This is a genomic window from Streptomyces mashuensis (assembly GCF_014654785.1).
GTDB lineage: Bacteria > Actinomycetota > Actinomycetes > Streptomycetales > Streptomycetaceae > Streptomyces > Streptomyces mashuensis.
Genome location: NZ_BNBD01000006.1, coordinates 1 through 24903 on the forward strand (window position 1 = coordinate 1; position 24903 = coordinate 24903).

Consider the following 24903-nt stretch of genomic DNA (forward strand, 5'->3'; position numbering starts at 1 on the left):
CTCTCGGCCTCGCTCGGAGGGGTGTTCGGGGAACGGCGGCCGATGATACCGGGGCGCGGGCGCGCCGGACGGGCCCGTGGGCCCGTCCGGCGCGGGGGGCACCTCCCAGCGGTAGCTGGGGGAGATCAGCCCAGCGAGGTCATCACGTGCTTGATCCGCGTGTAGTCCTCGAAGCCGTAGGCGGACAGGTCCTTGCCGTAGCCGGACTTCTTGAAGCCGCCGTGGGGCATCTCGGCGACGAGCGGGATGTGCGTGTTGATCCAGACGCAGCCGAAGTCGAGGGCCTTCGACATCCGCATGGCGCGGGCGTGGTCCTTCGTCCAGACGGAGGAGGCGAGCGCGTACTCGACGCCGTTGGCGTACTCGACGGCCTGGTCCTCGTCGGTGAAGGACTGGACGGTGATGACGGGGCCGAAGACCTCCTTCTGCACGATCTCGTCGTCCTGCTTCAGGCCGGTGACGACGGTGGGCGCGTAGAAGAAGCCCTTGTCGCCGACGCGGTGGCCGCCGGTCTCGACGGTGGCGTGCCCGGGCAGCCGCTCGATGAAGCCGGCGACCTGGGCGAGCTGGTTGGCGTTGTTGAGCGGGCCGTAGAGGACGTCCTCGTCGTCGGGCAGGCCGGTCTTGGTCTCGGCGGCGGCCTTGGCCAGGGCGGTGACGAACTCGTCGTGGACGGAGGCGTGCACCAGGACGCGGGTGGCGGCGGTGCAGTCCTGGCCGGCGTTGAAGAAGCCGGCGACGGCGATGTCCTCGGCGGCCTTGGCCAGGTCGGCGTCCTCGAAGACGACGACGGGCGCCTTGCCGCCGAGCTCCAGGTGGACGCGCTTGAGGTCGCGCGAGGCCGACTCGGCGACCTGCATGCCGGCGCGCACCGAGCCGGTGATGGAGGCCATGGCGGGCACCTGGTGCTCGACCATGAGGCGGCCGGTCTCGCGGTCGCCGCACAGGACGTTGAAGATGCCCTTGGGGTGGCCGAGCTCCTCCAGCACGCCGTCGATGATCTCGGCGATGAGGACGGTGGAGGCGGGGGTGGTGTCCGAGGGCTTGAGGACGACCGTGTTGCCCGCGGCGAGCGCCGGGGCGAACTTCCACACGGCCATCATCATCGGGTAGTTCCACGGCGCGACCTGGGCGCAGACGCCGACCGGCTCGCGCCGGATGATCGAGGTCATGCCCTCCATGTACTCGCCGGCCGAGCGGCCCTCGAGCATGCGGGCGGCGCCGGCGAAGAAGCGGATCTGGTCCACCATCGGGGGGACCTCCTCGCTGCGGGTGAGCGCGAGGGGCTTGCCGGTGTTCTCCGACTCGGTGGCGACGAGGTCCTCGGCCCGCGCCTCGAAGGCGTCGGCGATCTTCAGCAGAACCTTCTGGCGCTCGGCGGGGACGAGGTCCCGCCAGTGGGGGAAGGCGGCGGCGGCCGCGGCCATGGCGGCGTCGACGTCCGCCGCACCCGACAGCGGGGCGGTGGCGTAGGCCTCGCCGGTGACCGGATTGACGATCTCGGTGGTCCGCCCGTCGGCGGCGTCCCGGAACTCCCCGGCGATGTAGTTGCGCAGGCGGCGCGGCTCGGTGGTCACGTGGTGCCACCCCTTCTGTCGGTCGGCGGAACGGTGAAGATTCTTCGGTCTCCCGGCGTCACGGCCGGACACCCTGCGGTGGGGCGTCCGGTGGCCGGGACGCTCAGCCTAGCCAGGGAAGTCACGCTTTCGACATACCCAACTTCGAAGAACGACGGAATCAGTACTTCCTGCACCAGTTCGCTACGGATTTCATCGATTCCTGCTTGCCAGGCCGCTGACTCCTCATGCACAGTGAATTCCGTGGCCAGTCGTAACCCAGACCCGAAGGGCGTGCCGGGCACGCCGCAGCCGATCGACGCAGTCTCCCTGGCGATCATCGAGCAGCTCCAGGAGGACGGCCGCCGGCCCTACGCGGCGATCGGCAAGGCCGTCGGGCTGTCCGAGGCCGCCGTCCGGCAGCGCGTGCAGAAGCTGCTCGACCAGGGCGTGATGCAGATCGTCGCGGTCACCGACCCGCTCACCGTGGGCCTGCGCCGCCAGGCCATGGTCGGCATCAACGTCGAGGGCGACCTCGACCCCGTCGCCGACGCCCTGACCGCCATGGACGAGGTGGAGTACGTCGTCTGCACCGCCGGCTCCTTCGACCTGCTCATCGAGATCGTCTGCGAGGACGACGAGCACCTCCTGGAGACCATCAACAAGCGCATCCGCACCCTGCCCGGCGTCCGCTCCACCGAAAGCTTCGTCTACCTCAAGCTCCGCAAACAGACCTATACGTGGGGAACCCGATAGTCGTGAGCACCGACACCGAGACCACCGGCCAGAAGGACACCGCCCCGAAGCACGATCAGCACTCGACCGCGTACGACCACCTGTGGATGCACTTCACCCGCATGTCGTCGTACGAACACGCCCCCGTGCCGACCATCGTGCGCGGCGAGGGCGTCCACATCTACGACGACCGGGGCCGCCGCTACCTCGACGGGCTCGCCGGCCTGTTCGTGGTCCAGGCCGGCCACGGCCGCGCCGAGCTCGCCGAGGCCGCCGCCAAGCAGGCGCAGGAACTGGCCTTCTTCCCCGTGTGGAGCTACGCCCACCCCAAGGCCGTCGAACTGGCCGAGCGGCTGGCCCACCTCGCGCCCGGCGACCTGAACAAGGTCTTCTTCACCACCGGCGGCGGCGAGGCCGTCGAGACCGCCTGGAAGCTCGCCAAGCAGTACCACAGGCTCATGGGCCGGCCCGGCAGGCACAAGGTGATATCCCGGGCCGTCGCCTACCACGGCACCCCGCACGGCGCCCTGTCCATCACCGGCCTGCCCGCCCTCCGCGCCCCCTTCGAGCCCCTGGTCCCCGGCGCGCACAAGGTGCCCAACACCAACCTCTACCGCGCCCCCGTGCACGGCGACGACCCCGAGGCGTTCGGCCGCTGGGCCGCCGACCGGATCGAGGAGCAGATCCTCTTCGAGGGCCCCGACACCGTCGCCGCCGTCTTCCTCGAACCCGTGCAGAACGCCGGCGGCTGCTTCCCGCCCCCGCCCGGCTACTTCCGCCGCGTCCGCGAGATCTGCGACACCTACGACGTGCTGCTCGTCTCCGACGAGGTCATCTGCGCCTTCGGCCGGCTCGGCACCACGTTCGGCTGCGAGAAGTTCGGCTACGTGCCCGACATCATCACCTGCGCCAAGGGCATGACCTCCGGCTACTCCCCCATCGGCGCCGCCATCGTCTCCGACCGCGTCGCCGAGCCCTTCTACCGCGGCGACACCACCTTCCTGCACGGCTACACCTTCGGCGGCCACCCCGTCTCCGCCGCCGTCGCCCTCGCCAACCTCGACCTGTTCGACCGCGAGGGCCTCAACCAGCACGTCCTCGACCACGAGGCCGCATTCCTGGGCACCCTCTCGCGGCTGCACGACCTGCCCATCGTGGGCGACGTCCGCGGCAACGGCTTCTTCTACGGCATCGAACTGGTCAAGGACAAGGCCACCAAGGAGACCTTCACACCCGAGGAGTGCGAACGCCTCCTGTACGGCCTGGTGTCGAAGAAGCTCTTCGAGAACGGCCTGTACTGCCGCGCCGACGACCGCGGCGACCCCGTCGTGCAGCTCGCTCCCCCGCTCATCGCCGGCCAGGACGTCTTCGACGAGATCGAGCAGATCCTCCGCCACGTCCTGACCGAGGCCTGGGCCGCGATCTGACGCCCCGCCGGAGGACGGCGCGGGCATGAGCCCGATGGAAGGAAAGTGAGGCCCTCCAGCGCCGAGCCTGGACGGAGGCTAGGATCCCGGTTCCGTACGGTGCCAGTGACCCAATGGCCTCCTTGTTCGTTCGCCCGGACAGGGGAACGGACCCTCTCAGCGATCCGAGGTGCTCGAAATGGTGGCTCCGCCGGACAACGACGTGCTCTGGGCACGCGGCCTGCACTACTCCTACAACGGCTCTCCCGCGCTGACCGGGGTGTCCATCGGCGTCCGCGAGGGCGAGATCCTCGCCGTGACCGGCCCCCGCGGCTCGGGCAAGTCCACCCTGCTCAAATGCCTCTCCGGCCAGCTCCTGCCCGACCCCGGCGAGGTGTGGTTCAACAGCGCCCCCGTCCACACCCTCACCCGCGCCGCCCGCGAACGTCTGCGCCGCGACCGGTTCGGCTGGATCGACAGCGAACCCCACCTCGTCCCCGAACTCACGGCCTGGGAGAACGCCGCCCTCCCCCTCCTCGTCCGCGGCACCGGCCGGCGCGCCGCCAAACAGGCCGCCCTCGAATGGCTCGAACGCCTCGACGTCGGCGACTGCGCCCGCCGCCGACCCGCCGCCCTCCTCCAGGCCCAGCGGCAGCGCGTCGCCATCGCCCGCGCCCTCGCCGCCGAACCCACCGTCGTCTTCGCCGACGAACCCACCGCCCCCCTGCACAGCGCCGACCGCGCGCAGGTGCTGCGCACCCTCACCACCGCCGCCCGCTCCCACCACCTCACCGTGGTGCTGGCCACCCTCGACGACGAGAGCGCCGCCCTGGCCGACCGGACCGTCGCCCTCGCCGACGGCCGGCGCGGCGGCGGCATCCCGTTCCCGGACGCGCCCGGAGGGGAAGGCAGGGCCGCGTGCTCAGTCTCCGCCTGACGCGCGGCGCGCACCCGCTCGTCCTGCTGCGGCGGCTGCTCGTCGCCCTCGCCTCCGCCGCCGCCGGCTTCCTGCTGCTCAGCGCCCTGGGCTTCGCCACCGCCCACCCCAAGGCCGGGCAGGAGGCCCTCGTCCGCCTGCTGTGGTGCGCCGTGCCGCTCGCCGCCGTCGTCCACTTCGCCGTCACCGTCGCCCGCGGCGACCCCGCCACCCGGCCCCGCGACGGCCTCGACGCCCTCGGCTTCGGCCCCGCCCGGATGGCGGCCCTCGCCGCCACCACCTCGGCCGTGTGCTGCGCGCTGGGCAGCGCCCTCGCCCTGCCCGCGTACCTCGAACTCCGCGGCGACCTGGGCGGCACCCCGCTCAGCGGCCGCGCCGCCGGCCTGCTCGACGCCGGCACCCCCCTGCCCTGGGGTGCCACCGTCACCCTGCTCGGCCTGGCCCCGGCACTGTCCGCCGCCGCCTGCCTCCTGCTCCTGTACCCGCGCGGCGAACGGCGGCGCGGCGCCCGGCACGCCGCCGGCGACACCGCCCCGGCCGTGCCCGGCGTACCCCAGGAGCCCCGCCCCGCCTACACCGGCCTGCCCTGGGGCGTGGCCCTCACCGCCTGCGGGTTCGCCCTGGAGGCGTACACCGGCCACGGCCCCGCCCCCGAACCCCACGCCCTGCTCACCCTGCCCGGCCAGGGCGGCGGTACGTCGCCGGGGCTGCTCGGCGGCTGGCTGCTGGCCCTCCTCGGCGTGGTCCTGGCCGGCCCGGGCATCACCCACTGGTCCGGCACCCTCCTGGCCGCCGGCCGCCCCGGCCCCGTACGGCTGCTCGCCGGCCGGATACTGCAGGACGCCGCACGGCGCATCGGCCGGCCGCTGGGCGTGCTGTGCGCGGTCGCCTCGGGCGCCCTCGCCGCCGCCGAGCTGTACGGCGCCGGGTGGGACGGCGGGGGCGCCCGCCCGTTCGGCCCCCTCACCGGGCTGGGCGCGGCGGTGGTGATGGCGTGCGTCACAGCCACGGCCATCACCGCGTCCCTGGACACCCGGCACGCCCGCCACCGCACCGTCGCGGCCCTGGAACGGCTGGGCATCCCCGCCTCGCTGCTGCGCGGCGCGGCCGCCGTGCGCACCGGCGTGCTGCTGCTCGTCCTGGCCCCGCTGACCTGGGTGGTGGCGGAACTCACCGTCCTCCCGCTCAACCGTTCTTGACCTTTTCTTGACCGACAGGCAACTCCGGAGCCGGAATCGACGTCTGCTGAGAAGGTGCGTCCGCTCACGCGGCACGCGGACCTTCAGGTGAACGGAGCTTCTCGGTGATCATCGGCCTAGTCACGGCTGTCGCGGCCTCGGCGTGTTACGGCACAGGTTCGGTCCTGCAGGCCGTCGGGTCGCGCAAATCGGCCCGGCGGGAGGCCGCGGCGGCCTCCGCGACGGGCACCACCACGAACGGCACCACCCAGCACGGCGGCCCCAGCCTGTCCTCCACGGCGAAGGCCGCCGTGACGTGGGAGTTCATGGTCGGCACGGTCCTCGACTTCGTCGGCTTCGGGCTCGGCGCGCTCGCCGCCCGCCTGCTGCCGCTGTTCCTCTCCCAGACCGTCATCAGCGCCAACCTCATCATCACGGCCCTGCTCGGCATCAAGCTGCTCGGCATCCGCCTCAACGGCAAGGAGTGGGCCTCCATCGGCGTCGTCTGCTCCGCGCTGGTGCTGCTGGCCACGGCCGCCGGCCACGAGGGCAGCGGCGACACCGCCCGCTCCACGCACTGGTGGCTGCTCGCCATCTCCGTCGTCCTGATGGGCGGCGGCACCGTCGCCGTCCGCATGCTCGGCTCCCGCGCCGCCATCCTCGCCGGCCTGCTCTCCGGCCTCGGCTTCGGCGCCATCGGCGTCGGCGTCCGCATCCTCGACGGCCTCAGCCCCTTCGACCTGCCGACGCTCCTCGCCGACCCGGCGCTGTACGCCATCCTCATCTCCGGCGCGATCGGCATGTACCTGCACACGGTCGCCCTCCAGATCGGCTCGGTCAACGGCGCCACGGCGGCCCTCGTGGTCGGCGAGACGGTCCTGCCGGGCATCATCGGCGTCCTCTGGCTCGGCGACGCCTCCCGCGCCGGCTTCGCCTGGGTCGCGGTCCTCGGCTTCCTCATGGCCGTGGCGGGCGCGGTGGCGGTGGCCTGGTTCGGCGAACCGGACGCGCATGCGGCTGCGCCGACGGAGCCGGCGCCGGAACCGGCACAGGTCCGCTAGGTCCCCGCGCTACCGCGCGGGTGTCCTCAAACGCCGGACGGGCTGAATTTCAGCCCGTCCGGCGTTTGAAGGTCAGGGGAGAACCACCACGTCCTCAGCCGCGAACCCCACCCGCACCGAAGCCCCCACCTCCGGCGCAACCGCAAGCGCGCACGCCGCGTCCAGCTCCGGCCCGCCCTCCGGCCGCAACCGCACCACCACGTGGTCCCCCCGGAACGTCCGCCCCGCCACCACACACGCCAGGTGACCGTCCGGCGCGATGCGGACACCCCCGGGCCGTACGAGCACCCGGCACGCCCCCTCCGCCGTACCCGACGGCACCGGCACCGGGCCCCACACCGTCTCCGCGACAGCGCCCCGCACGGTCGCCGCGACCACGTTCTCGAAGCCCAGGAACCGCGCCACGAACTCCGACGCCGGGCGGCGCCACACCTCCAGCGGCGTACCGGCCTGGGCGATGCGCCCCTCCCCCATCACCACGACGCGGTCGGCGAGCGCGAACGCCTCGCCCTGGTCGTGCGTGACCGCCAGCACCGTCGTGCCCAGCCGCCGGAACAGCGTGCGCAGCTCGACGACGAGGCGTTCGCGCAGGCTCCGGTCGAGCTGGCCGAGCGGCTCGTCGAGCATGAGCAGCCGCGGGCCGGGGGCCAGGGCCCGCGCCAGGGCCACGCGCTGCTGCTCACCGCCGGACAGCTCCCGTACGGGCCGGGCGCCGGCCCCCGGCAGCCCCACCAGGTCGAGCAGCTCCGCGACGCGGGCGGCAGTCTCGGCGCGGCCGGCGCCGCGCATGCGCAGCCCGAAGGCGACGTTGCCGGCGACGTCCCGCTGCGGGAACAGCTGGTGGTCCTGGAACATCAGGCCGACCTCACGGCGGTGCGTGGGCACCCCGTCCTGGTCGCGGCCGCCGAGCAGCACCCGGCCGGCCTCGGCCCGCTGGAGCCCGGCGACCACGCGCAGCAGCGTGGACTTGCCGCTGCCGCTCGGGCCCAGCACGCACACGATCTCGCCCTCGCCGACCGCGAGGTCGACCGCGTCGAGCACGGCCTGCCCACCGAAGCGGACGGTGAGGTCCTCCAGCCGCAGCATGGTCATCTACCACTCACTCCCGCCGTCGGTGCGGACCCGCACCCGTACCCGTTCCAGAACCAGCAGCGCGGCGGCGCACACCAGCATCAGCACCGTGCTCAGGGCCATCGCCTGCCCGTACGTGGACTCGCCCGGCCGGGCCAGCAGCCGTGCCACGGCCACGGGCAGCGTGGGGCTGTCGGGCCGGGCGATGAAGACCGTCGCGCCGAACTCGCCCAGCGACACGGCGAACGCGAAACCGGCGGCGACGGCCACGGCGCGGCCCACGAGCGGCAGGTCCACCTCGCGCCAGACGCGGAGCGGCGAAGCGCCGAGGACCGCCGCGGCCTCGCGCAGCCGCGCGTCCACGGCGCGGAGCACGGGCAGCATGGTCCGTACGACGAAGGGCACGCCCACCAGTGCCTGCGCGAGCGGCACCAGCAGCCAGGAGGAGCGCAGGTCGAGGGGCGGCTCGTCGAGGGCGATGAGGAAGCCGAAGCCGACGGTGACGGCCGAGGTGCCCAGCGGCAGCATCAGCAGCGCGTCGAAGCCGCGGGCGAGGCGGCCGGCCCGCCGGGTGAGCGCGGCGGCGGCGAGCCCGCCCACGAGCAGCGCGACGGCGGTGGCCGCCAGGGCGTACTCCAGCGAATTGCCGACGGCCTCCAGCGGCGCCACGGTGAACGTGCCGCCGCCGGACTCGGCGGAGCCGAGGGCGCGGTAGAACGCGAGGGCGTCGCCGCCGGGCCCGTCGAGGGACCGCTGCACGAGCACCGCCAGCGGCACGACGACGAGCAGCAGGGCCGTGCCGAGCACGCCGCACAGCAGCGCCCACTGGGCGGCGCCGCGCGGGCGGTGCGCGGTGTGCGCCGGGTCGACGAGCCGGAGCGTCGCCTCGCTCCGGCGCACGGTCCGGGCGTGCACCGCCAGCAGCACGCCGACGGCGGCGAACTGGACGAGGGTGAGCACCGCGGCCGTGGGCAGGTCCAGCAGCTGCGCGGTCTGCTGGTAGATCTCGACCTCCAGCGTGGCGTAGCGCGGACCGCCGAGGATCTGCACGACGCCGAAGGAGGTGAAGGTGAAGAGGAAGACCATGAGGGCCGCGGAGGCCACGGCCGGGGTGAGCGCGGGCAGCGTCACCGTGCGCCAGGCGCGCAGACGGCTCGCGCCGAGCACGCGCGCCGCCTCCTCCTGGCGCGGGTCGAGCTGCGCCCACAGGCCGCCGACGGTACGGACGACGACGGCGTAGTTGAAGAAGACGTGCGCGAGGAGGATGGCCCAGACGGTGGTGTCCAGGCGGACGCCCCACAGCTGGTCGAGCAGCCCGCCGCGGCCGAGCAGCGCGAGGAACGCGGAGCCGGCGACCACGGTGGGCAGCACGAACGGCACGGTGACGACGGCCCGCAGGACCCCCTTGCCGGGGAAGTCGAGGCGCGCGAAGACGTACGCGCCGGGGAGCGCGACCAGCAGCGTGAGCGCCGTGGAGGCCGCGGCCTGCCAGGTGGTGAACCACAGGACGTGCCCGATGGCCGGGTCGGTGAGCACGTCACCGACCCGGCCGAGCTGCCATTGGCCGTCCTCCTTCAGGCCGCGGCCGGTGATCGCGGCGACGGGGTAGGCGAAGAACAGCGCGAAGAAGGCGAGCGGCAGGGCCATCAGGCCGAGCCGGACGGCGGCGCTGCGCCGGCGGGTCGGGGTCGTCACGTCGGGGTCGTCACGTCGAGGTCGTCACGTCGGGGTCGTCGCTCCAGGCCGTCACTTCAGGACGAGGGAGGACCACTTCTTGATCCACTCGTCGCGGTGCTCCGCGATCCGCTGCGGGTCCATCGTGCCGGGCTCGGGGATCGCGGCGCCGTACTTGGTGAACAGCTCGGGCAGGCGCGCGTCCTGGGCGGCCGGGTTGACGAACATCTGCAGCGGCATGTCCTCCTGGAACCGCTTGCCGAGGAGGAAGTCGATCAGCGCCTGGCCGCCCTTGGTGTTCTTGGCGCCCTTCAGCAGACCGGTGAACTCGATCTGCCGGAAGCAGGTGCCGGTCGCGACGCCGGTGGGCGCCTCGGCGGGCGCGGGCGTGACGCCCATGACCTCGGCGGGCGGGCTGGAGGCGTAGGAGACGACGAGCGGCTTGTCGCCGCCCGCCTTGCGGCCGGCGGCGGAGCCGGAGAAGCGGCTGTTGTACGCCTGCTCCCAGCCGTCGACGACCTCGACGCCGTTGTCCTTGAGCTGCTTCCAGTAGTCCTGCCACGTGTCGTCGCCGTAGGCGGCGATGGTGCCCAGCTGGAAGGCGAGGCCCGGCGAGGAGGTCTTGGCGTTCTCCGTGACGAGGAGGTCCTTGTACTCGGGCTTGACCAGGTCGGCGAAGGTGCGCGGCGGGTCGAGCTTCTTGTCGGCGAAGTACGCGCGGTCGTAGTTGACGCAGATGTCGCCGAAGTCGACGGGCGTCACGCGGTGCTTGCCGGCGTCCAGCTGGAGCCGGGCGGGGACGCGGTCGAGGCCCTTGGCCTCGTACGGCGTGAACAGGTCCTTGTCGAGCGCCCGCGACAGCAGCGTGTTGTCGACGCCGAAGAAGACGTCGCCCTGCGGGTGGCTCTTGGAGAGGATGGCCTGGTTGACGGCCGCGCCGGCGTCACCGCCCTTGATCACCTGGACCTTGTAGCCGGTCTCCTTGGTGAACTCGTCCAGGACGTCCTTCGACGCCACGAAGGAGTCGTGCGAGACGAGCCGGACGGTCTTGTCGCCGTCGCCGCTGCCGCTGCCGGCCGCGCTGTCGCCGGAGCCGCCGCAGGCGGCGAGGGCGGGCAGGCCGAGGGCCACGGCGGCCGTCGCGACGACGGCACGCCGAAGGGTGGTGTTCATGGTGGTGCTGACTCCCTACGCCGGTACTAACCGGATCAGGTCCGAGGGTCTGCGGGCCGGGCCGCACTCTCAGCGCTGTGTGCGCTCCCCTGTCGGATGTTCATTTGTGCGCATGTCCGCATTCATGTGCGACATGCGCGGGTGCGGGAGAACCGTACCAGGGCCCTCCCCGCACCCCCGGGCGCGCGGTGCTCGGCGCCCGGCTCAGCGCTCGGCCGCCGCCAGCTGGCCGCAGGCCCCGTCGATCTCCTGGCCGCGGGTGTCACGGACGGTGACGGGCACGCCGTGCGAGGCGATGGCCTCGACGAACGCCTTCTCGTCCTCGGGCCGCGACGCCGTCCACTTGGAGCCGGGGGTGGGGTTGAGCGGGATCAGGTTGACGTGCACCCGCTTGCCCTTGAGCAGCCGGCCGAGCAGGTCGCCCCGCCACGCCTGGTCGTTGATGTCGCGGATCAGCGCGTACTCGATGGAGATGCGGCGCCCGGACTTCTCGGCGTACTCCCAGGCCGCGTCGAGGACCTCGCGGACCTTCCAGCGGGTGTTGACCGGCACGAGGGTGTCGCGCAGCTCGTCGTCGGGGGCGTGCAGCGAGACGGCCAGCCGGCACTTGAGGCCCTCGTCGGCGAACCGCAGCATCGCCGGGACCAGGCCGACGGTGGAGACGGTGATGCCGCGCTGGGACAGGCCCAGGCCGTCCGGCTCGGGGTCGGTGAGCCGGCGGATGGCGCCGACGACCCGCTTGTAGTTGGCGAGCGGCTCGCCCATGCCCATGAAGACGATGTTCGACAGGCGGGCGGGGCCGCCCGGCACCTCGCCGTCGCGCAGGGCGCGCATGCCGTCGACGATCTGATGCACGATCTCGGCCGTCGACAGGTTCCGCTCCAGGCCGGCCTGGCCGGTGGCGCAGAAGGGGCAGTTCATGCCGCAGCCCGCCTGCGAGCTGATGCACATGGTCACCCGGTCGGGGTACCGCATGAGGACGGACTCGACGAGCTTGCCGTCGTGCAGCCGCCACAGCGTCTTGCGGGTGGTGTCGTCGTCGCACGAGATGTGCCGCACCACGCTCATCAGGTCGGGCAGCAGCTCCTCGGCCAGCTTGGTGCGGGCCGCGGCCGGGATGTCCGTCCACGCCTCCGGCTGGTGCGCGTACCGCGCGAAGTAGTGCTGGGACAGCTGCTTGGCGCGGAACGGCTTCTCGCCGATCGCGGCCACGGCCTCGCGGCGCTCGGTGGGGGTGAGGTCGGCGAGGTGCCGCGGGGGCAGCTTGGCTCCGCGCGGGGCGACGAAAGTGAGTTCTCCGGGCTTAGGCATGGTCCTACCAGTGTCGCAGAAGTGCGCAGGGGGCCCGCCGCCCTGTGGACGACGGGCCCCCTGGGAGAAGAAGGCGCAGGTGGGGCCGGTGATCGCGACGGCGGCCGGAGACCGTCGGGACCCGGCTACGACCCTACGAAGGCCACCAGGAGCAGCCACACCACGGGGGCCGTGGGCAGCAGCGAGTCGAGCCGGTCCATGATCCCGCCGTGGCCCGGCAGCAGGGAGCCCATGTCCTTGATGCCCAGGTCCCGCTTGATCATGGATTCGCCGAGGTCGCCGAGGGTGGCGCTGACCGCGACCGCGAGGCCCAGGAGCACGCCCTGCCACCACACGCCGTCGTCGATCAGGAACTGGGTGCACAGGGCGCCCGCGACCATGGCGAACAGCACGGCGCCGGCCAGGCCCTCGCGGGTCTTGCCGGGGCTGATGCGCGGGGCGAGCTTGTGCTTGCCGAACCGCCAGCCGACGGCGTACGCACCGGTGTCGCTGACCACGGTGAGGATCAGGAAGGTCAGCACCCGCCAGGCGCCGTCGTCGGCCGCGAGCATCAGGGCGACGAAGGTGGCGAGGAACGGCACGTAGAAGGCGGCGAAGAGGCCCGCCGTGACGTCCTTGAGGTAGTCGTCCGGCGGCTCGGTCATGCGCCACACCAGGACGGCCAGGGCGGTGAAGGCCATGGCCACCCAGGCGCCCTCGGCGCCGTCGACGTACCCGGCGACGGTCATGGCGGCGCCACCGATGGCCAGCGGCACCAGGGGGGCCTTGATGCCCTTGCGCTCGGCGAGCCGGGAGGTCAGCTCCCACAGCCCGACGACCACGGCGAGGACGATCACGCCGAGGAAGACGGGCTTGTAGACGAACAGGGAGGCGAGGATGACCGCGCCGAGGCCGACGCCCACCCCTATCGCGGCCCGCAGGTCGCGACCCGCGCTCTTCTTCGCCTTGGCCGCCCGCGGGGCGGCCGGCTCCTGCGGCCGCATGCCGGGCTCCTGTTCATCGCGGAACAGGGGGCCGCCGAGGTGCGCGGCCCCCTGGTCACGGTCGTCGCTGTCGTCCTGGTATCCACCAGCTCCGGGCACGATGGGCATGGGGCGAGTCTGCGCCGCCAGGGCCTCTTCGTGCACAGGACCCGCCGAGGACGGAACCCCGTACCGGGGGTGGCCGGGGGCGGACCCGTCGGTGGCGCCCCAGTGGCCGGCGCGTGGCGGTGCTCCCCAGGATGCGTCGTTCATCAGACCTCGAGCAGCTCGGCTTCCTTGTGCTTGAGCAGCTCGTCCACCTGCGCGACGTACTTCGCGGTGGTGTCGTCGAGCTCCTTCTCCGCGCGGCGGACGTCGTCCTCGCCGGACTCCTTGTCCTTGACGAGCTTGTCGAGGGCGTCCTTGGCCTTGCGGCGGATGGAGCGGATCGAGACCTTGGAGTCCTCGGCCTTGGTCTTGGCGACCTTGACGTACTCCCGGCGGCGCTCCTCCGTGAGCTCGGGGAAGTTCACCCGGATGATGTTGCCGTCGTTGCTCGGGTTGACGCCCAGGTCGGAGTCGCGGATCGCCTGCTCGATGTTGCGCAGCGCGCTCTTGTCGAACGGCGTGACGACCGCCATGCGCGGCTCCGGCACGGAGAACGACGCCAGCTGGTTGATCGGCGTCAGTGCACCGTAGTAGTCGGCCACGATCTTGTTGAACATCGCCGGGTGCGCACGCCCGGTGCGGATCGCCGCGAAGTCCTCCTTGGCGACCACAACGGCCTTCTCCATCTTCTCCTCGGCCTCGAGGAGGATCTCTTCGATCACCACTTGCTCCTGGTGTTATCAGTAAGCAGAGCCTCGCCCCTGCGCGCGTCTTCTCCTGCACGGTGTCCGACCGGCAGGCGGTTGTCCATCCCCGTGCCGAGGTCTTCCCACGGCACGGTGTTGCCGTCCGCGGCGGCGCGGGGCCGTCGCGGACGACAGGTGCGGGCGGTCAGGCCCGCGTGCCCTGGTCGCTCACGAGCGTCCCGATCTTCTCACCCTTCACGGCGCGGGCGATGTTCCCCTCGGCCAGCAGCTCGAAGACGAGGATCGGGAGCTTGTTGTCCATGCACAGGCTGATGGCGGTGGCGTCGGCGACCTTCAGGCCGCGGGCCAGCACCTCGCCGTACTCGAGGGCGTCGAACTTCACCGCGTCGGGGTTCTTCTTCGGGTCCGAGTCGTAGATCCCGTCGACGCCGTTCTTGCCCATGAGGATCGCCTCGGCGTGGATCTCCAGGGCGCGCTGGGCAGCGGTGGTGTCGGTGGAGAAGTAGGGCATGCCCATGCCCGCGCCGAAGATCACGACGCGGCCCTTCTCCAGGTGGCGCACGGCGCGCAGCGGGATGAACGGCTCCGCGACCTGGCCCATGGTGATGCCGGTCTGGACCCGGGTCTCCACGCCTTCCTTGGAGAGGAAGTCCTGGAGGGCGAGGGAGTTCATCACGGTGCCGAGCATGCCCATGTAGTCCGAGCGGGCGCGGTCCATGCCGCGCTGCTGGAGTTCGGCGCCGCGGAAGAAGTTGCCGCCGCCGATGACCACGGCGATCTCGTAGCCCTCCCGGACCACGGCCGCGATCTCGCGAGCAATGGCGTGCACGACATCGGGGTCGACTCCGAGACCGCCGCCACCGGCGAAGGCCTCGCCGGACAGTTTCAGCAGGAACCGGCGGCGCTTGCCCTGGCCGGCTGTGTTGTCGTCGGCGGCCTGCTTGGCGCCCGCACCCTGATTCATTGGAGTTCTCCTCGTGCACATACGAAGAAGGCCACTGCCGGATGGATCCTTGCGGTTCCTTCTGCGGCAATGGCCTCCTCGTCACATCAGCGGCCGACCGGTGTACGGCCGGCTGCTTACGACCCTAGCGGGTCGCAGGTCAAACGCTGCCTTCGGACGGGGCTCAGGCGCCGACGCGGATGCGCGCGAAGCGCTTCAGCGTGACACCGGCCTCCTCGAGGACCTTCTGGACGGTCTTCTTGTTGTCCTTGGCGAACGGCTGGTCGAGCAGCACCTGCTCCTTGAAGAAGCCGGTGACGCGACCCTCGACGATCTTCGGCAGGGCGGCCTCGGGCTTGCCCTCCTCGCGAGCGGTCTCCTCGGCGATGCGGCGCTCGTTGTCGACGACCTCGGCGGGGATCTCGTCGCGGGAGAGGAACTTCGGCGCGAAGGCGGCGATGTGCTGCGCGACGTCCTTGGCGACCTCGGCGTTCTCCTTGTCGAGCTCGACGAGGACACCCACCTGCGGGGGCAGGTCGGCAGCCGTGCGGTGCATGTAGTTGGCCACGAAGGCACCGTCGAACTTGGCGAAGCGGTCGACGACGATCTTCTCGCCGAGGACGGCGTTGGCCTCGTCCACGAACGCCTGGACGGTCTTGCCGGCCTCGATCTCGGACGCCATCAGGGCGGCGACGTCGGCCGGGGAGGTGGCGGCGATGTGGGCGGCCAGCGCGTCGGCGACCTCGATGAACTTCTCGCCCTTGGCGACGAAGTCCGTCTCGCACTTCAGCTCGACCAGGACACCGGAGGTCTTGTCGTCGGCGATGATGGAGACGACGGCACCGTTCTCGGTGGTGCGGCTCTCACGCTTGGCGACGCCCTTGAGGCCCTTGACGCGGACAATCTCGATGGCCTTCTCGAGGTTGCCCTCGGCCTCCTCGAGCGCCTTCTTGCAGTCCATCATGCCGGCGCCGGTCTGCTCGCGGAGCTTCTTGACGTCAGCGGCGGTGTAGTTCGCCATCCTTCAATCCTTCTCGTGCACTACGCCGAGCCCGGGCCTTGTGCGGGCGCCGGTCAGGGCTGGTCCGTCTTGAGGTCACCACAGCGGCCGGCTCCCGTCCCGCTGACGGGGCCGGCACTGGATCCACCGGGTGACGGCGGGGGGAGCCGGCACGGGCTCCCCCCGCCGCCCGGCAGGGCGGGGCGTCAGGCCTGCTCGGCGTCCGCGGCCGGCTTCTCGGCCTCGGCCTCGGCGGCGGCAGCGGCCGGCTCCTCGGCCTTCTTCTCACCCTCGAGCAGGTCGCGCTCCCACTCGGCGAGGGGCTCGCCGGCGGCCTTCTCGCCCTTGCCCTCACCGGCGCCACCGGAGCGGGCGATGAGGCCCTCGGCGACGGCGTCGGCGATCACGCGGGTGAGCAGGGTGACGGAGCGGATCGCGTCGTCGTTGCCCGGGATCTTGTAGTCGACCTCGTCGGGGTCGCAGTTGGTGTCGAGGATCGCGACGACCGGGATGCGCAGCTTGCGCGCCTCGCCGACGGCGATGTGCTCCTTCTTGGTGTCCACGATCCAGACGGCGCTGGGCACCTTCTGCATGTCGCGGATACCGCCGAGGGTCTTCTCCAGCTTGGTCTTCTCGCGCTCGAGGACCAGGAGCTCCTTCTTGGTGAGGCCGGAGGCGGCCACATCCTGGAAGTCGATCTCCTCGAGCTCCTTCAGGCGCTGCAGGCGCTTGTAGACGGTCGAGAAGTTGGTGAGCATGCCGCCCAGCCAGCGCTGGTTGACGTACGGCATGCCGACGCGGGTCGCCTGCTCGGCGATGGCCTCCTGGGCCTGCTTCTTCGTACCCACGAACATGATGGAGCCACCGTGCGCGACGGTCTCCTTCACGAACTCGTAGGCGCGGTCGATGTAGGACAGCGACTGCAGCAGGTCGATGATGTAGATGCCGTTGCGCTCCGTGAAGATGAAACGCTTCATCTTCGGGTTCCAACGACGGGTCTGGTGACCGAAGTGGACGCCGCTCTCCAGCAGCTCCCGCATCGTGACGACGGCCATGGCCGCGCTCCTTGAAATACTCGGTTTCCACGACGGCCGGGCGGCCGCCGCGCCTGACGCCCCGCGCGTCCGCCACGGATTGCGCTTTGCGGTGCAGTCCATGGACCGAGGGACACGGCCACCGTGCTGCCCGAAAGGGTCTGACGCGCCGGTGGCGGGGCGTGCGAAGTCGATCCGGTGACCCGGATCGCCAGGAGAAGTGTACGGGACCGCCGACCCGACGGGTGACGGCGTTGTCCACAAGCCCCCACTTGTCCACAGCCCACGGCCAAGATCCCCCCGCTCACCCGGCCCCCGGGCACGCTACGGCCATGCGACGACCTCGACCGCGGGACAGAGCACCGGCACGGCGCGCATGCGCCCTGCCCACGCCCCTGCTCGCTCTTGTGATCATGGCCTTGTGGGTGCCGGCGACAGTGCCGCCGGACGCGGTGGCCCAGGCCTCGTACGGGGCGGCAGCCCGCCCACGCGACCGGGGCGACCCCGCGTGGCCCGTCGCCGGGACCCGGAGGGCCCGGCCCCGCGTCGTACGGACGTGGGCGCCACCGCCGGCGCCCTGGCTGGCGGGGCACCGCGGCGTCGACCTCCGCGCGGGCCCCGGGCAGCCGGTACGGGCGGCCGCGCCCGGCACGGTCTCGTACGCCGGAGCGATCGCCGGCCGCGGCATCGTCTCCGTCGAGCTCACGGGCACAGGCAGCCCACCGCTCCGTACGACGTACGAACCGGTGCACGCCACGGTCCACGAGGGCGACCGGGTCATGACAGGCGACGTCGTGGGCGTCCTGGAACCCAACGGCTCCCACTGCGCCCCCGGCACCTGCCTGCACTGGGGCCTGCTGCGAGGCGACACCTACCTCGACCCGCTGAGCCTGCTCCCGCCCTGGATGCTGCGCGGAGGGCCGTCACGGCTGCTGCCGCTGGTGGGGACATAGCGCCGCCGGCACGTCACCGGAGGAAGGACAGCCAGCGCCCGTCCTCGAACTCGGCGGGAACGTCGTCCTCCCACGGATCGATCCCACGGCGCTCCAGCTCGTCGAACCAGCGGTCCCGCTGCGACTCGGGCAGGCGCCGCCCACACCAAGGGCAGAAGGTGATGCCGATAGTCGACGTGCCGCCGTCATGGACGATCAGCCCGTACTCCTGGAACCTCGCGCTGAACCGCACCAGGGCGTCCGGGCAGGCGAAGGGGTCGTCGTGCTGGTCACAGCGCCAGTTCACGCGACGCGCCATCTCCGCGCAGCAGTGATCGCTCTGGGTCATGGCCTCGGCTTCTCGTTGATCAACAGGCTGGTGCCCACGCCCAGCCACGCATTGGGGGCATGGGGAGGGTGGGGGTGGGGGTGGGGTAGGCCCCCGGGGGAACGTCAGCCCGTGGTGCCGTGGAGGGCCATGGCTACTGCTGCCTCCGTGATGCGGGCCGGGTCTTCGGCGGCGCCGAGTTCCAGGCGGCGGACGGCGGCGTCGACGATGCCCTGGAGGAGGGTGGCGGTGAGGCGGGGCTGGTCGTGGCCGAGGGCGGCGAGGGCCTCGACGACCATGCCGATCAGGGCGCCGTGTGCGGCGCGGATCTTCTCGCGGGCGCCCGCGTCGAGCTCGCCGGCGGAGATGGCGACGACGGCGCGGTGCCGGCGGTCGCCGACGAGGGCCAGCTGCCGGCGGACGTACGCCTCGATCTTGGCGCCGGGCGTGCCGGCCTCCGCCATGGCGGCCTCGACCTCGGCGGCCCAGACGGGGAAGTCGACGGCGCACAGCTCCTCGACGACGGCGGCCCGGGAGCGGAAGTACTCGTACACCGAGGACCGCGCGAGCCCGGTGCGCTCGGCGAGGGCGGGGAAGGTGAGTGCTTCGGTACCGCCTTCGGACAGCAGGGTGCGGGCGGCGTCCAGCAGGGCGTCGCGCTGCATCGTCCGGTGCTCGGCCACTGAGGCCGCTCGAATCCTGGGCACGTTCCCACTGTACGGACCCGGCCCGCCGGAGACGACGCTGGAGGGACGATTCAGCGCCGTCAGCGCCCGACGTCAGCGTCCGACGTCCGCGAGCTTGGCCCGCAGCTGGAGGACGGACTTGGTGTGGATCTGGCTGACGCGGCTCTCGGTGACGCCGAGGACGTGGCCGATCTCGGCGAGCGTGAGGCCCTCGTAGTAGTAGAGGGTGACCACGGTCTTCTCCCGCTCGGGGAGGGTGTTGATGGCGCGGGCCAGCAGCCGGCGCAGCTCGTGGTCCTCGGCGACCTCGACGGGGTCGTCGGCGGCGGTGTCCTCCAGGGTGTCCATGAGGCTGAGCCGGTCGCCGCCCTCGCCGCCGTGCAGCAGCTCCTCCAGGGCGACCACGTTGGCCAGGGACAACTGGCTGAAGACGGCGTGCAGTTCGTCGAGGCCGATGCCCATTTCGGCGGCGACCTCGGCCTCCGTGGGGGTGCGGTGGAGGGCGGCCTCGAGGGTGGCGTAGGCGCGTTCGACGGCGCGGGCCTTCTGCCGGACGGAGCGGGGGATCCAGTCCAGCGCCCGCAGTTCGTCGATCATGGCTCCGCGGATGCGGGTGATCGCATAGGTCTCGAACTTGATCGAGCGGCCGGGGTCGAACTTCTCGATCGCGTCGATCAGCCCGAAGATTCCCGAGGAGACGAAGTCGGCCTGCTCGACATTGGGCGGCAGCCCTACGCTGACGCGCCCCGCCACGTACTTCACCAGGGGTGAGTAGTGGAGGATCAGTTGCTCCCGCAGCCGGTCGTCGCCCGAGGTCTTGTACGACCGCCACAGCTCGTCGAGCGTCGTGGGCGCGGGAGGGCGCACGGTGCCGCGCGCGGCGGGCGGTGCCGCCGCGCGGTCGGACCCGGAGGTGTGCTGGGGCATTCGTCGTTCTGAGCCGTTCTGGTGTGACGTGGACCGGGTGGTACGAACGGATGGAATCCCGTGAGCGTAGCGTGATCGGAGCGCTGCGGTGAGCGAGGCGCAGGGCCCGCCGTATCGGCCGCCGCGGTCATCGCCTTAACCCTTTCACCCGATCACCCCAGGTCAAGCACCGCCTCGCCGCACACGGGGGTGCCGTCCGGGGGCTTGGCCTCCACCGAGGTTGACGAGCCGTCAGCCAACTGCCAGAGATCGCCCTGGCGTTCCACGAATCCCAGCGCCCGCAGTTCGTACAGGCTGGCGAGCGCGCGTTCCTCGCTGGTGCCCGCGTCGTGCGCCACGCGTGCGACGGGGGCACCGCCCCGGCCGGGCAGGGCCTCCAGGACGCGGGCGGCGGTGGGGGGCAGCAGGTCGCGGGGGACGACGGGCCCGCGGCGTTCGGGGCCCAGCTCGCCGATGCCGCCGACGAGCTCGACGACGTCGTCGGCGTCGGTGACCAGGCAGGCGCCTTCGCGCAGCAGTTCGTGCACGCCCGCCGACAGGCCGGAGGTGACGGGCCCTGGGACGCCCATGGTGTGCCGGCCGAGCCGCCGGGCGTGGCGTGCGGTGACCAGCGAGCCGCTGCGGTATTCGGCCTCGACGACCACGGTGCCGCGGGTGAGGGCGGCGATGACGCGGTTGCGGAGGACGAAGCGGTGGCGTGTGGGGTGTCCGCCCGGTGGCAACTCGGTCAGGACGATCCCCTGTTCGCCGATCCGGCCGAGCAGCTCGGCGTGTCCGCGGGGGTAGGCGACGTCGAGCCCGGAGGCGAGGACGGCGACGGTGGCCCCGCCGGCCGCGAGCGCGCCCCGGTGGGCGGCGCCGTCGATGCCGTACGCGGCGCCGGAGACGACGACCCAGCCGCGCTCGGCGAGGCCGCCGCCGAGCAGGGCCGCCACGTGGGAGCCGTAGCCGGTGCAGGCCCGGGCGCCCACCAGGGCCACCGAGCGCAGGGCCCACAGCCGCAGGTCGGGGCTGCCGCGCACCCACAGTCCCAGGGGCCGGGCGTCGCCGAGGTCGTCGAGCTGGGCGGGCCATTCGGTGTCGCCGGGGCACACGTACCGTCCGCCCAGCCGGGCCACGGCCCGCAGGTCGCCCTCCGGGTCGAGGGTGCGGGCCCTGGCCCGGCAGCCGGCCAGCCGCTCCGCGCCGGCGCCCGGGGGCGGCGGCCCGGTACCGGTGAGTCCCCGGACGAGTTCTGCGGGCTCCATGGTGCGCAGCCACCGGCCGACGCGTTCGTCGCCGGGTTCGGTGAGGCGGCTCAGGGCGGCCCGGGCCAGCCGCTCCCCCGCCGCCGTGCCGCTCATGCCCAGCCTCCGGCGAGGACGGCGCCGCGCTGGATGCCGGTGCGCAGTTCCAGTGCTTGTCCGACGTCCTCGATGTCGGGCCGGTGGTGGCCGGCGAGGTCGGCCACCGTCCAGGCGACGCGCAGGACGCGGTCGAGGCCCCGGGCGGTCAGCAGGCCGCGTTCCATGTCCCGCTCGGCGCCGTCGAGCGCGCCGGGTGCGGCGCGCCAGCGGGTGCGGAGTTCGTGGCCGGGGATCTCGCTGTTGCAGCGCCAGGGTGTGCCGGCGTAGCGGGCGGCGGCCCGTTCGCGGGCCTCCCGGACCCGGGCGGCCACGGTGGCGGTGGGTTCGGCGCCGGTCAGGGTGCCGGTCAGTTCCGAGCGGGTGACGGCTTCGACGGCGACGCGGAGGTCGACCCGGTCCATCAGGGGCCCGGAGAGGCGGCCCAGGTAGCGCCGGACGGCCGAGGGTGGGCAGCCGCAGCCCTCGCCGAGGGTGCCGTGCCGTCCGCAGGGGCAGGGGTTGGCGGCCAGGGTGAGGAGGAACCGGGCGGGCAGCCGCATGACGCCGCCGGTGCGGGCCACCACGACGTGTCCCGATTCCAGGGGCTGCCGCAGGGCGTCGAGGACGCGGCCGGAGAATTCCGGGGCCTCGTCGAGGAACAGCACGCCGTGGTGGGCGAGCGAGACGGCGCCGGGGCGGGGCAGGCCGGAGCCGCCGCCCACCAGGGAGGGCATGGACGCCGAGTGGTGCGGTGCGCAGTAGGGGGCCCGGTCCAGCAGGGGCTGTCCGGCGGGGAGGGTCCCCGCGACCGAGTGCACTGCTGTCACCTCCAGTGATTCCTGGGGTGTGAGGGGTGGCAGGAGTCCGGGCAGCCGTTCGGCCAGCATGGTCTTGCCGGCGCCGGGCGGCCCTTGCAGATACAGGTGGTGGCGGCCGGCGGCGGCTACTTCGAGGGCGCGCCGGGCCGTGAACTGGCCGGCGACCTCGGCCAGGTCGGGGCACGCCTCGCCGTCGCGGTCCCGGGTCCCCGTGCCGGCGTCGGCGCCGGACACCGCCAGGCCGGCCAGCAGGGGGTCGGGGCGGCCGGCGTCGGCGGACTCGTCCTCCTCCGGGACGGGTTCGTCCGTCAGCACGGCGATGAGCTGCCGGAGGCTGCGGACGCCGAGCACGGAGACGCCGGGGACGAGGGCGGCCTCGGCCGCCGTGCGCTCGGGGACGACGACCTGCCGGTATCCGGCGTCGGCGGCGGCGAGCACGGCGGGCAGCACGCCCCGCACCGGCCGGACCCGGCCGTCGAGACCCAGCTCGCCGATCATCATCAGGTCGGCGATCCGCCGTGGGTCGATGCGTTCGGCGGCGGCGAGGACGGCGCACGCCACGGCCAGGTCGAAGCCGCTGCCGCCCTTGGGGACGGAGGCCGGGCTCAGTCCGACGGTCAGTTTCTTCTGCGGCCACTCCCCGCCGGAGTTGACCACGGCCGCCCGTACCCGGTCGCGGCTCTCGATCAGGCTCTTGTCCGGCAGCCCGACCAGGGTGAAGGCGGCGACGCCCGGTTCCAGGTCGGCCTGGACCTCGACGACCACGCCCTCGACGCCGACCAGCGCCACCGAGCACGTCCGCGCGAACCCCATCACGCCACCCCCTTGACGTGTTCGACCCGGGGCGCGCCCCGGTCGGGGACGACGACGCCCACGACGTCGATGCGCACGCCGCCGGGTGGGGCGCCGCCGTGCCGGTCGAGCCAGTGTCCGGCGAGCCGGCGCAGCCGGCCGGTCTTCGCCGGGGTGACGGCCTGCATCGGGTGTTCATACGGTCCTGCGCGGCGTGACTTGACCTCGCAGATCACGAGGACGTCGCCGTCGAGCGCCACCACGTCGATCTCTCCCGCGCGGCACCGCCAGTTGCGGGCCAGCACGGTCATTCCGGCCTCGGTCAGCCGGCGCGCCGCCAGCCCTTCTCCGTAGCGGCCGAGTCCCCCTCGGGCGTTCATGAGCACCACCTCCGGCACTCACGGTGACGCCTCCGCCGCCAAGTGTTGGATCTTGGTGGATAACCGACGGGTTGTGAAAAACCTCGTCACCCGGAGGGGTGAAATAAGCAGCGAACGGCCTGACGGCCGTTCAGTCGTCTCAGGTCCCCGGCAGGTCGAGGTCGCTCTTGTTGAGCTCCTCGATGTTCACGTCCTTGAACGTCAGCACCCGCACCTGCTTCACGAACCGCGCGGGCCGGTACATGTCCCACACCCACGCGTCGGCCATCGAGACCTCGAAGAACACCTCGCCCTGGACCGAGTGCACCTGCATCTCGTAGTCGTTGGTGAGGTAGAACCGCCGCTCGGTCTCGATCACGTATTTGAACAGACCGACGACGTCGCGGTACTCCCGGTAGAGCTTCAGCTCCATCTCGGTCTCGTACTTCTCGAGGTCCTCGGCGCTCATGGCATGTTCCCCTTCAGCCGTGCGTCCCCCCATTGTGCGTCAGGCCCGTTCGGTCTCCAGGAGCACTGGCGCAGCCGGGGGTCCCTCGTCGAGCAGCGTACGCAGCAGCTCGGCGAGCCTGGTCGGGTACACCGTCTCACGCGTGGCGAGCAGTTCCGCGCACGTCCACCACCGCAGCCCGGTGAGACTGCGCCGTTCCAGTTCCGTCCCGCCGCCCGTGAACAGCGGCTCCTGTGCCGTACGGGCCAGGAAGTACCGTTCCTCCTGGTCCCAGCGGCGCCCGTCGAAGGGGAAGGAGCAGGTGCGCAGCCACAGCACCGGGCCCAGGACGACCTGTGTGATCCCGGTCTCCTCGGCCAGCTCGCGGCGCGCCGCCGCCTCCCAGGTCTCGTCGCCCTCCAGCCCGCCGCCCGGCGTGAACCACCAGGTCACCGAGGGGTCGTCGGGTTCGTAGCCGTGCAGGAGCAGCACCCGGTCGGCCGGGTCCAGGAGGATCACCCGCGCCGCCCGCCGCAGCCCGGCACCCGCCCCTGCCGCCGCCCCGGCCCCCGCCCCGGCGTCCGGAACACCGGTCACGTCGCACCGCCACCCTTCTCCTGCTTCTCCCGGCTCCGCGCCGGCCGCCGCGACAGCGGCCCGTACGCCGCACCTCCCAGGATGAGCACCGCTCCCGCGCACACGCACCCCACCAGCAGCGGCAGCGGGCCGGGCCGGGACGTGCCGCCGGGCAGCGCGGCGAAGGACGCCGGCCGTTCGATCATGCCCCAGCCGGAGGCGGGCCACGCCGTGGCGTCCACCCGGGCACGTACGGCGCCGCGTGGCACCGAGCCCTGGCCGGCGTCGGTCAGGTGGGTGCGGGAGTCGAGCGAGTCGGCGCGGTGGTCGCCCAGGAGGAACAGCCGGTCCTTCGGCACGGTGGCGGAGAACGGCGTGGGCGAGGCGGGGCCCGTGGAGTGCAGGTACGGTTCCTCGACCGGCTTGCCGTTGACGGTCAGCAGGCCCTGCCGGTCGCAGCAGACGACGGTGTCGCCGCCGACGCCGATGACCCGCTTGACGGTCGGCACGTCGCCCCACAGCTTGTCGCGGAAGACCACGACGTCGCCGCGGCGCACCTCGTCGCCGTCCACGCGCTGCGCCAGGATGCGGTCGCCGCGCGCGATGGTGGGCTCCATGGAGTCGGTGGGCACGGCGTACGGCTGGTAGAGCAGCGCGGCCCAGGCGAAGCCGCCGAGGAAGAGGACACAGCCGACGGCCACGGCCAGCCCGGACAGGACTCTGCCCGCGCGGCCGTGGCCGTCGTCGTCGCGTCGCGTTCGGGCCATGCCGTCCCCCGCCGGGTGAGGTCCGCGCGGCGGCCCCACGCGGACGGTCGGATCCGCGTGCCCCACGGCACGCAGCCGCACCCTACCCG

At 72.6% G+C, this 24903-nt stretch carries 24 protein-coding genes, 1 pseudogene and 1 riboswitch; of the genes and pseudogenes, 6 read left to right on the top strand and 19 right to left on the bottom strand.

What is annotated here, in order from left to right:
• Positions 1-125: 125 nt before the first annotated feature.
• Positions 126-1577: a gamma-aminobutyraldehyde dehydrogenase gene (locus IE305_RS16430; protein WP_190130362.1), complete on the bottom strand. Its 1452-nt coding sequence runs from the start codon at positions 1575-1577 to the stop codon at positions 126-128.
• 243 nt (positions 1578-1820) lie between these two features.
• Between IE305_RS16430 and IE305_RS16435 the strand changes: the two genes are divergently transcribed.
• The 5 genes and pseudogenes from IE305_RS16435 (at position 1821) to IE305_RS16455 (ending at position 6873) form a co-directional block, all read left to right on the top strand.
• Entirely contained in the window at positions 1821-2312 is a 492-nt protein-coding gene (locus IE305_RS16435) for an Lrp/AsnC family transcriptional regulator (RefSeq protein WP_190130363.1), read from the top strand.
• Positions 2297-3718, top strand: a complete 1422-nt coding sequence (locus IE305_RS16440) for an aspartate aminotransferase family protein (protein ID WP_190130364.1) — start codon at positions 2297-2299, stop codon at positions 3716-3718. Before IE305_RS16435 ends, IE305_RS16440 begins: the two co-directional genes overlap by 16 nt.
• A gap of 262 nt (positions 3719-3980) precedes the next feature.
• Positions 3981-4634, top strand: a pseudogene (locus IE305_RS16445) (ABC transporter ATP-binding protein); the annotation flags it as partial.
• Entirely contained in the window at positions 4616-5833 is a 1218-nt protein-coding gene (locus IE305_RS16450) for a hypothetical protein (protein WP_190130366.1), read from the top strand. The pseudogene IE305_RS16445 and the gene IE305_RS16450, both read left to right, overlap by 19 nt.
• 104 nt (positions 5834-5937) lie before the next feature.
• Complete coding sequence (locus IE305_RS16455) at positions 5938-6873, top strand: DMT family protein (protein ID WP_190130367.1); 936 nt, start codon at positions 5938-5940, stop codon at positions 6871-6873.
• Positions 6874-6945: 72 nt separating this feature from the next.
• Here IE305_RS16455 and IE305_RS16460 read toward each other — a convergent pair whose 3' ends face one another.
• The 9 genes from IE305_RS16460 to rpsB form a co-directional block, all read right to left on the bottom strand.
• Positions 6946-7965, bottom strand: coding sequence for an ABC transporter ATP-binding protein (locus IE305_RS16460; RefSeq protein WP_190130368.1), 1020 nt, complete (start codon positions 7963-7965; stop codon positions 6946-6948).
• Positions 7966-9591, bottom strand: coding sequence for an ABC transporter permease (locus IE305_RS16465; RefSeq protein WP_190130681.1), 1626 nt, complete (start codon positions 9589-9591; stop codon positions 7966-7968).
• A 99-nt stretch (positions 9592-9690) separates the two neighbouring features.
• Entirely contained in the window at positions 9691-10791 is a 1101-nt protein-coding gene (locus IE305_RS16470; protein WP_190130369.1) for a thiamine ABC transporter substrate-binding protein, read from the bottom strand.
• A riboswitch (TPP riboswitch) is annotated at positions 10787-10892 on the bottom strand. (Overlaps the previous gene by 5 nt.)
• A 103-nt stretch (positions 10893-10995) precedes the next feature.
• Positions 10996-12102, bottom strand: coding sequence for a dual-specificity RNA methyltransferase RlmN (rlmN, locus tag IE305_RS16475; protein ID WP_190130370.1), 1107 nt, complete (start codon positions 12100-12102; stop codon positions 10996-10998).
• Positions 12103-12227: 125 nt separating this feature from the next.
• Complete coding sequence (locus IE305_RS16480; RefSeq protein ID WP_190130371.1) at positions 12228-13337, bottom strand: phosphatidate cytidylyltransferase; 1110 nt, start codon at positions 13335-13337, stop codon at positions 12228-12230.
• Complete coding sequence (frr, locus tag IE305_RS16485; protein WP_190130372.1) at positions 13337-13894, bottom strand: ribosome recycling factor; 558 nt, start codon at positions 13892-13894, stop codon at positions 13337-13339. Before frr ends, IE305_RS16480 begins: the two co-directional genes overlap by 1 nt.
• Positions 13895-14063: 169 nt before the next feature.
• Positions 14064-14843, bottom strand: a complete 780-nt coding sequence (gene pyrH, locus IE305_RS16490) for a UMP kinase (RefSeq protein ID WP_190130373.1) — start codon at positions 14841-14843, stop codon at positions 14064-14066.
• 163 nt (positions 14844-15006) lie between these two features.
• The gene (gene tsf, locus IE305_RS16495) at positions 15007-15843 is read right to left on the bottom strand and encodes a translation elongation factor Ts (RefSeq protein WP_190130374.1); all 837 of its coding nucleotides are present in this window, start codon (positions 15841-15843) and stop codon (positions 15007-15009) included.
• Positions 15844-16028: 185 nt separating this feature from the next.
• Positions 16029-16877, bottom strand: coding sequence for a 30S ribosomal protein S2 (rpsB, locus tag IE305_RS16500; RefSeq protein WP_190130375.1), 849 nt, complete (start codon positions 16875-16877; stop codon positions 16029-16031).
• Positions 16878-17188: 311 nt separating this feature from the next.
• Here rpsB and IE305_RS16505 point away from each other — a divergent pair, with 311 nt between their 5' ends.
• The gene (locus IE305_RS16505; RefSeq protein WP_229891069.1) at positions 17189-17809 is read left to right on the top strand and encodes a M23 family metallopeptidase; all 621 of its coding nucleotides are present in this window, start codon (positions 17189-17191) and stop codon (positions 17807-17809) included.
• A 13-nt stretch (positions 17810-17822) separates the two neighbouring features.
• Here IE305_RS16505 and IE305_RS16510 read toward each other — a convergent pair whose 3' ends face one another.
• The 9 genes from IE305_RS16510 to lepB form a co-directional block, all read right to left on the bottom strand.
• On the bottom strand, positions 17823-18137 hold the full coding sequence (locus IE305_RS16510) for a DUF6980 family protein (RefSeq protein ID WP_190130376.1): 315 nt from the start codon (positions 18135-18137) through the stop codon (positions 17823-17825).
• Between the two features lie 104 nt (positions 18138-18241).
• Positions 18242-18781, bottom strand: a complete 540-nt coding sequence (locus IE305_RS16515; protein WP_190130683.1) for a TetR/AcrR family transcriptional regulator — start codon at positions 18779-18781, stop codon at positions 18242-18244.
• A gap of 114 nt (positions 18782-18895) precedes the next feature.
• Entirely contained in the window at positions 18896-19729 is an 834-nt protein-coding gene (whiG, locus tag IE305_RS16520; RefSeq protein ID WP_190130377.1) for an RNA polymerase sigma factor WhiG, read from the bottom strand.
• 152 nt (positions 19730-19881) lie between these two features.
• Positions 19882-21072 carry a DNA-processing protein DprA gene (gene dprA / locus IE305_RS16525; protein WP_190130378.1) on the bottom strand — a complete coding sequence of 397 codons (1191 nt, stop codon included), beginning with the start codon at positions 21070-21072 and terminating at the stop codon, positions 19882-19884.
• Positions 21069-22685, bottom strand: coding sequence for a YifB family Mg chelatase-like AAA ATPase (locus IE305_RS16530; RefSeq protein ID WP_190130379.1), 1617 nt, complete (start codon positions 22683-22685; stop codon positions 21069-21071). The genes dprA and IE305_RS16530 overlap by 4 nt, the downstream gene beginning before the upstream one ends.
• Positions 22685-23044, bottom strand: a complete 360-nt coding sequence (locus IE305_RS16535) for a YraN family protein (protein WP_190130380.1) — start codon at positions 23042-23044, stop codon at positions 22685-22687. Before IE305_RS16535 ends, IE305_RS16530 begins: the two co-directional genes overlap by 1 nt.
• A gap of 139 nt (positions 23045-23183) precedes the next feature.
• Positions 23184-23492: a DUF2469 domain-containing protein gene (locus tag IE305_RS16540; RefSeq protein WP_071965846.1), complete on the bottom strand. Its 309-nt coding sequence runs from the start codon at positions 23490-23492 to the stop codon at positions 23184-23186.
• Positions 23493-23531: 39 nt separating this feature from the next.
• Positions 23532-24068 carry an NUDIX hydrolase gene (locus IE305_RS16545; RefSeq protein ID WP_190130381.1) on the bottom strand — a complete coding sequence of 179 codons (537 nt, stop codon included), beginning with the start codon at positions 24066-24068 and terminating at the stop codon, positions 23532-23534.
• Complete coding sequence (gene lepB, locus IE305_RS16550) at positions 24065-24814, bottom strand: signal peptidase I (protein WP_190130382.1); 750 nt, start codon at positions 24812-24814, stop codon at positions 24065-24067. Before lepB ends, IE305_RS16545 begins: the two co-directional genes overlap by 4 nt.
• Positions 24815-24903: the final 89 nt, after the last annotated feature.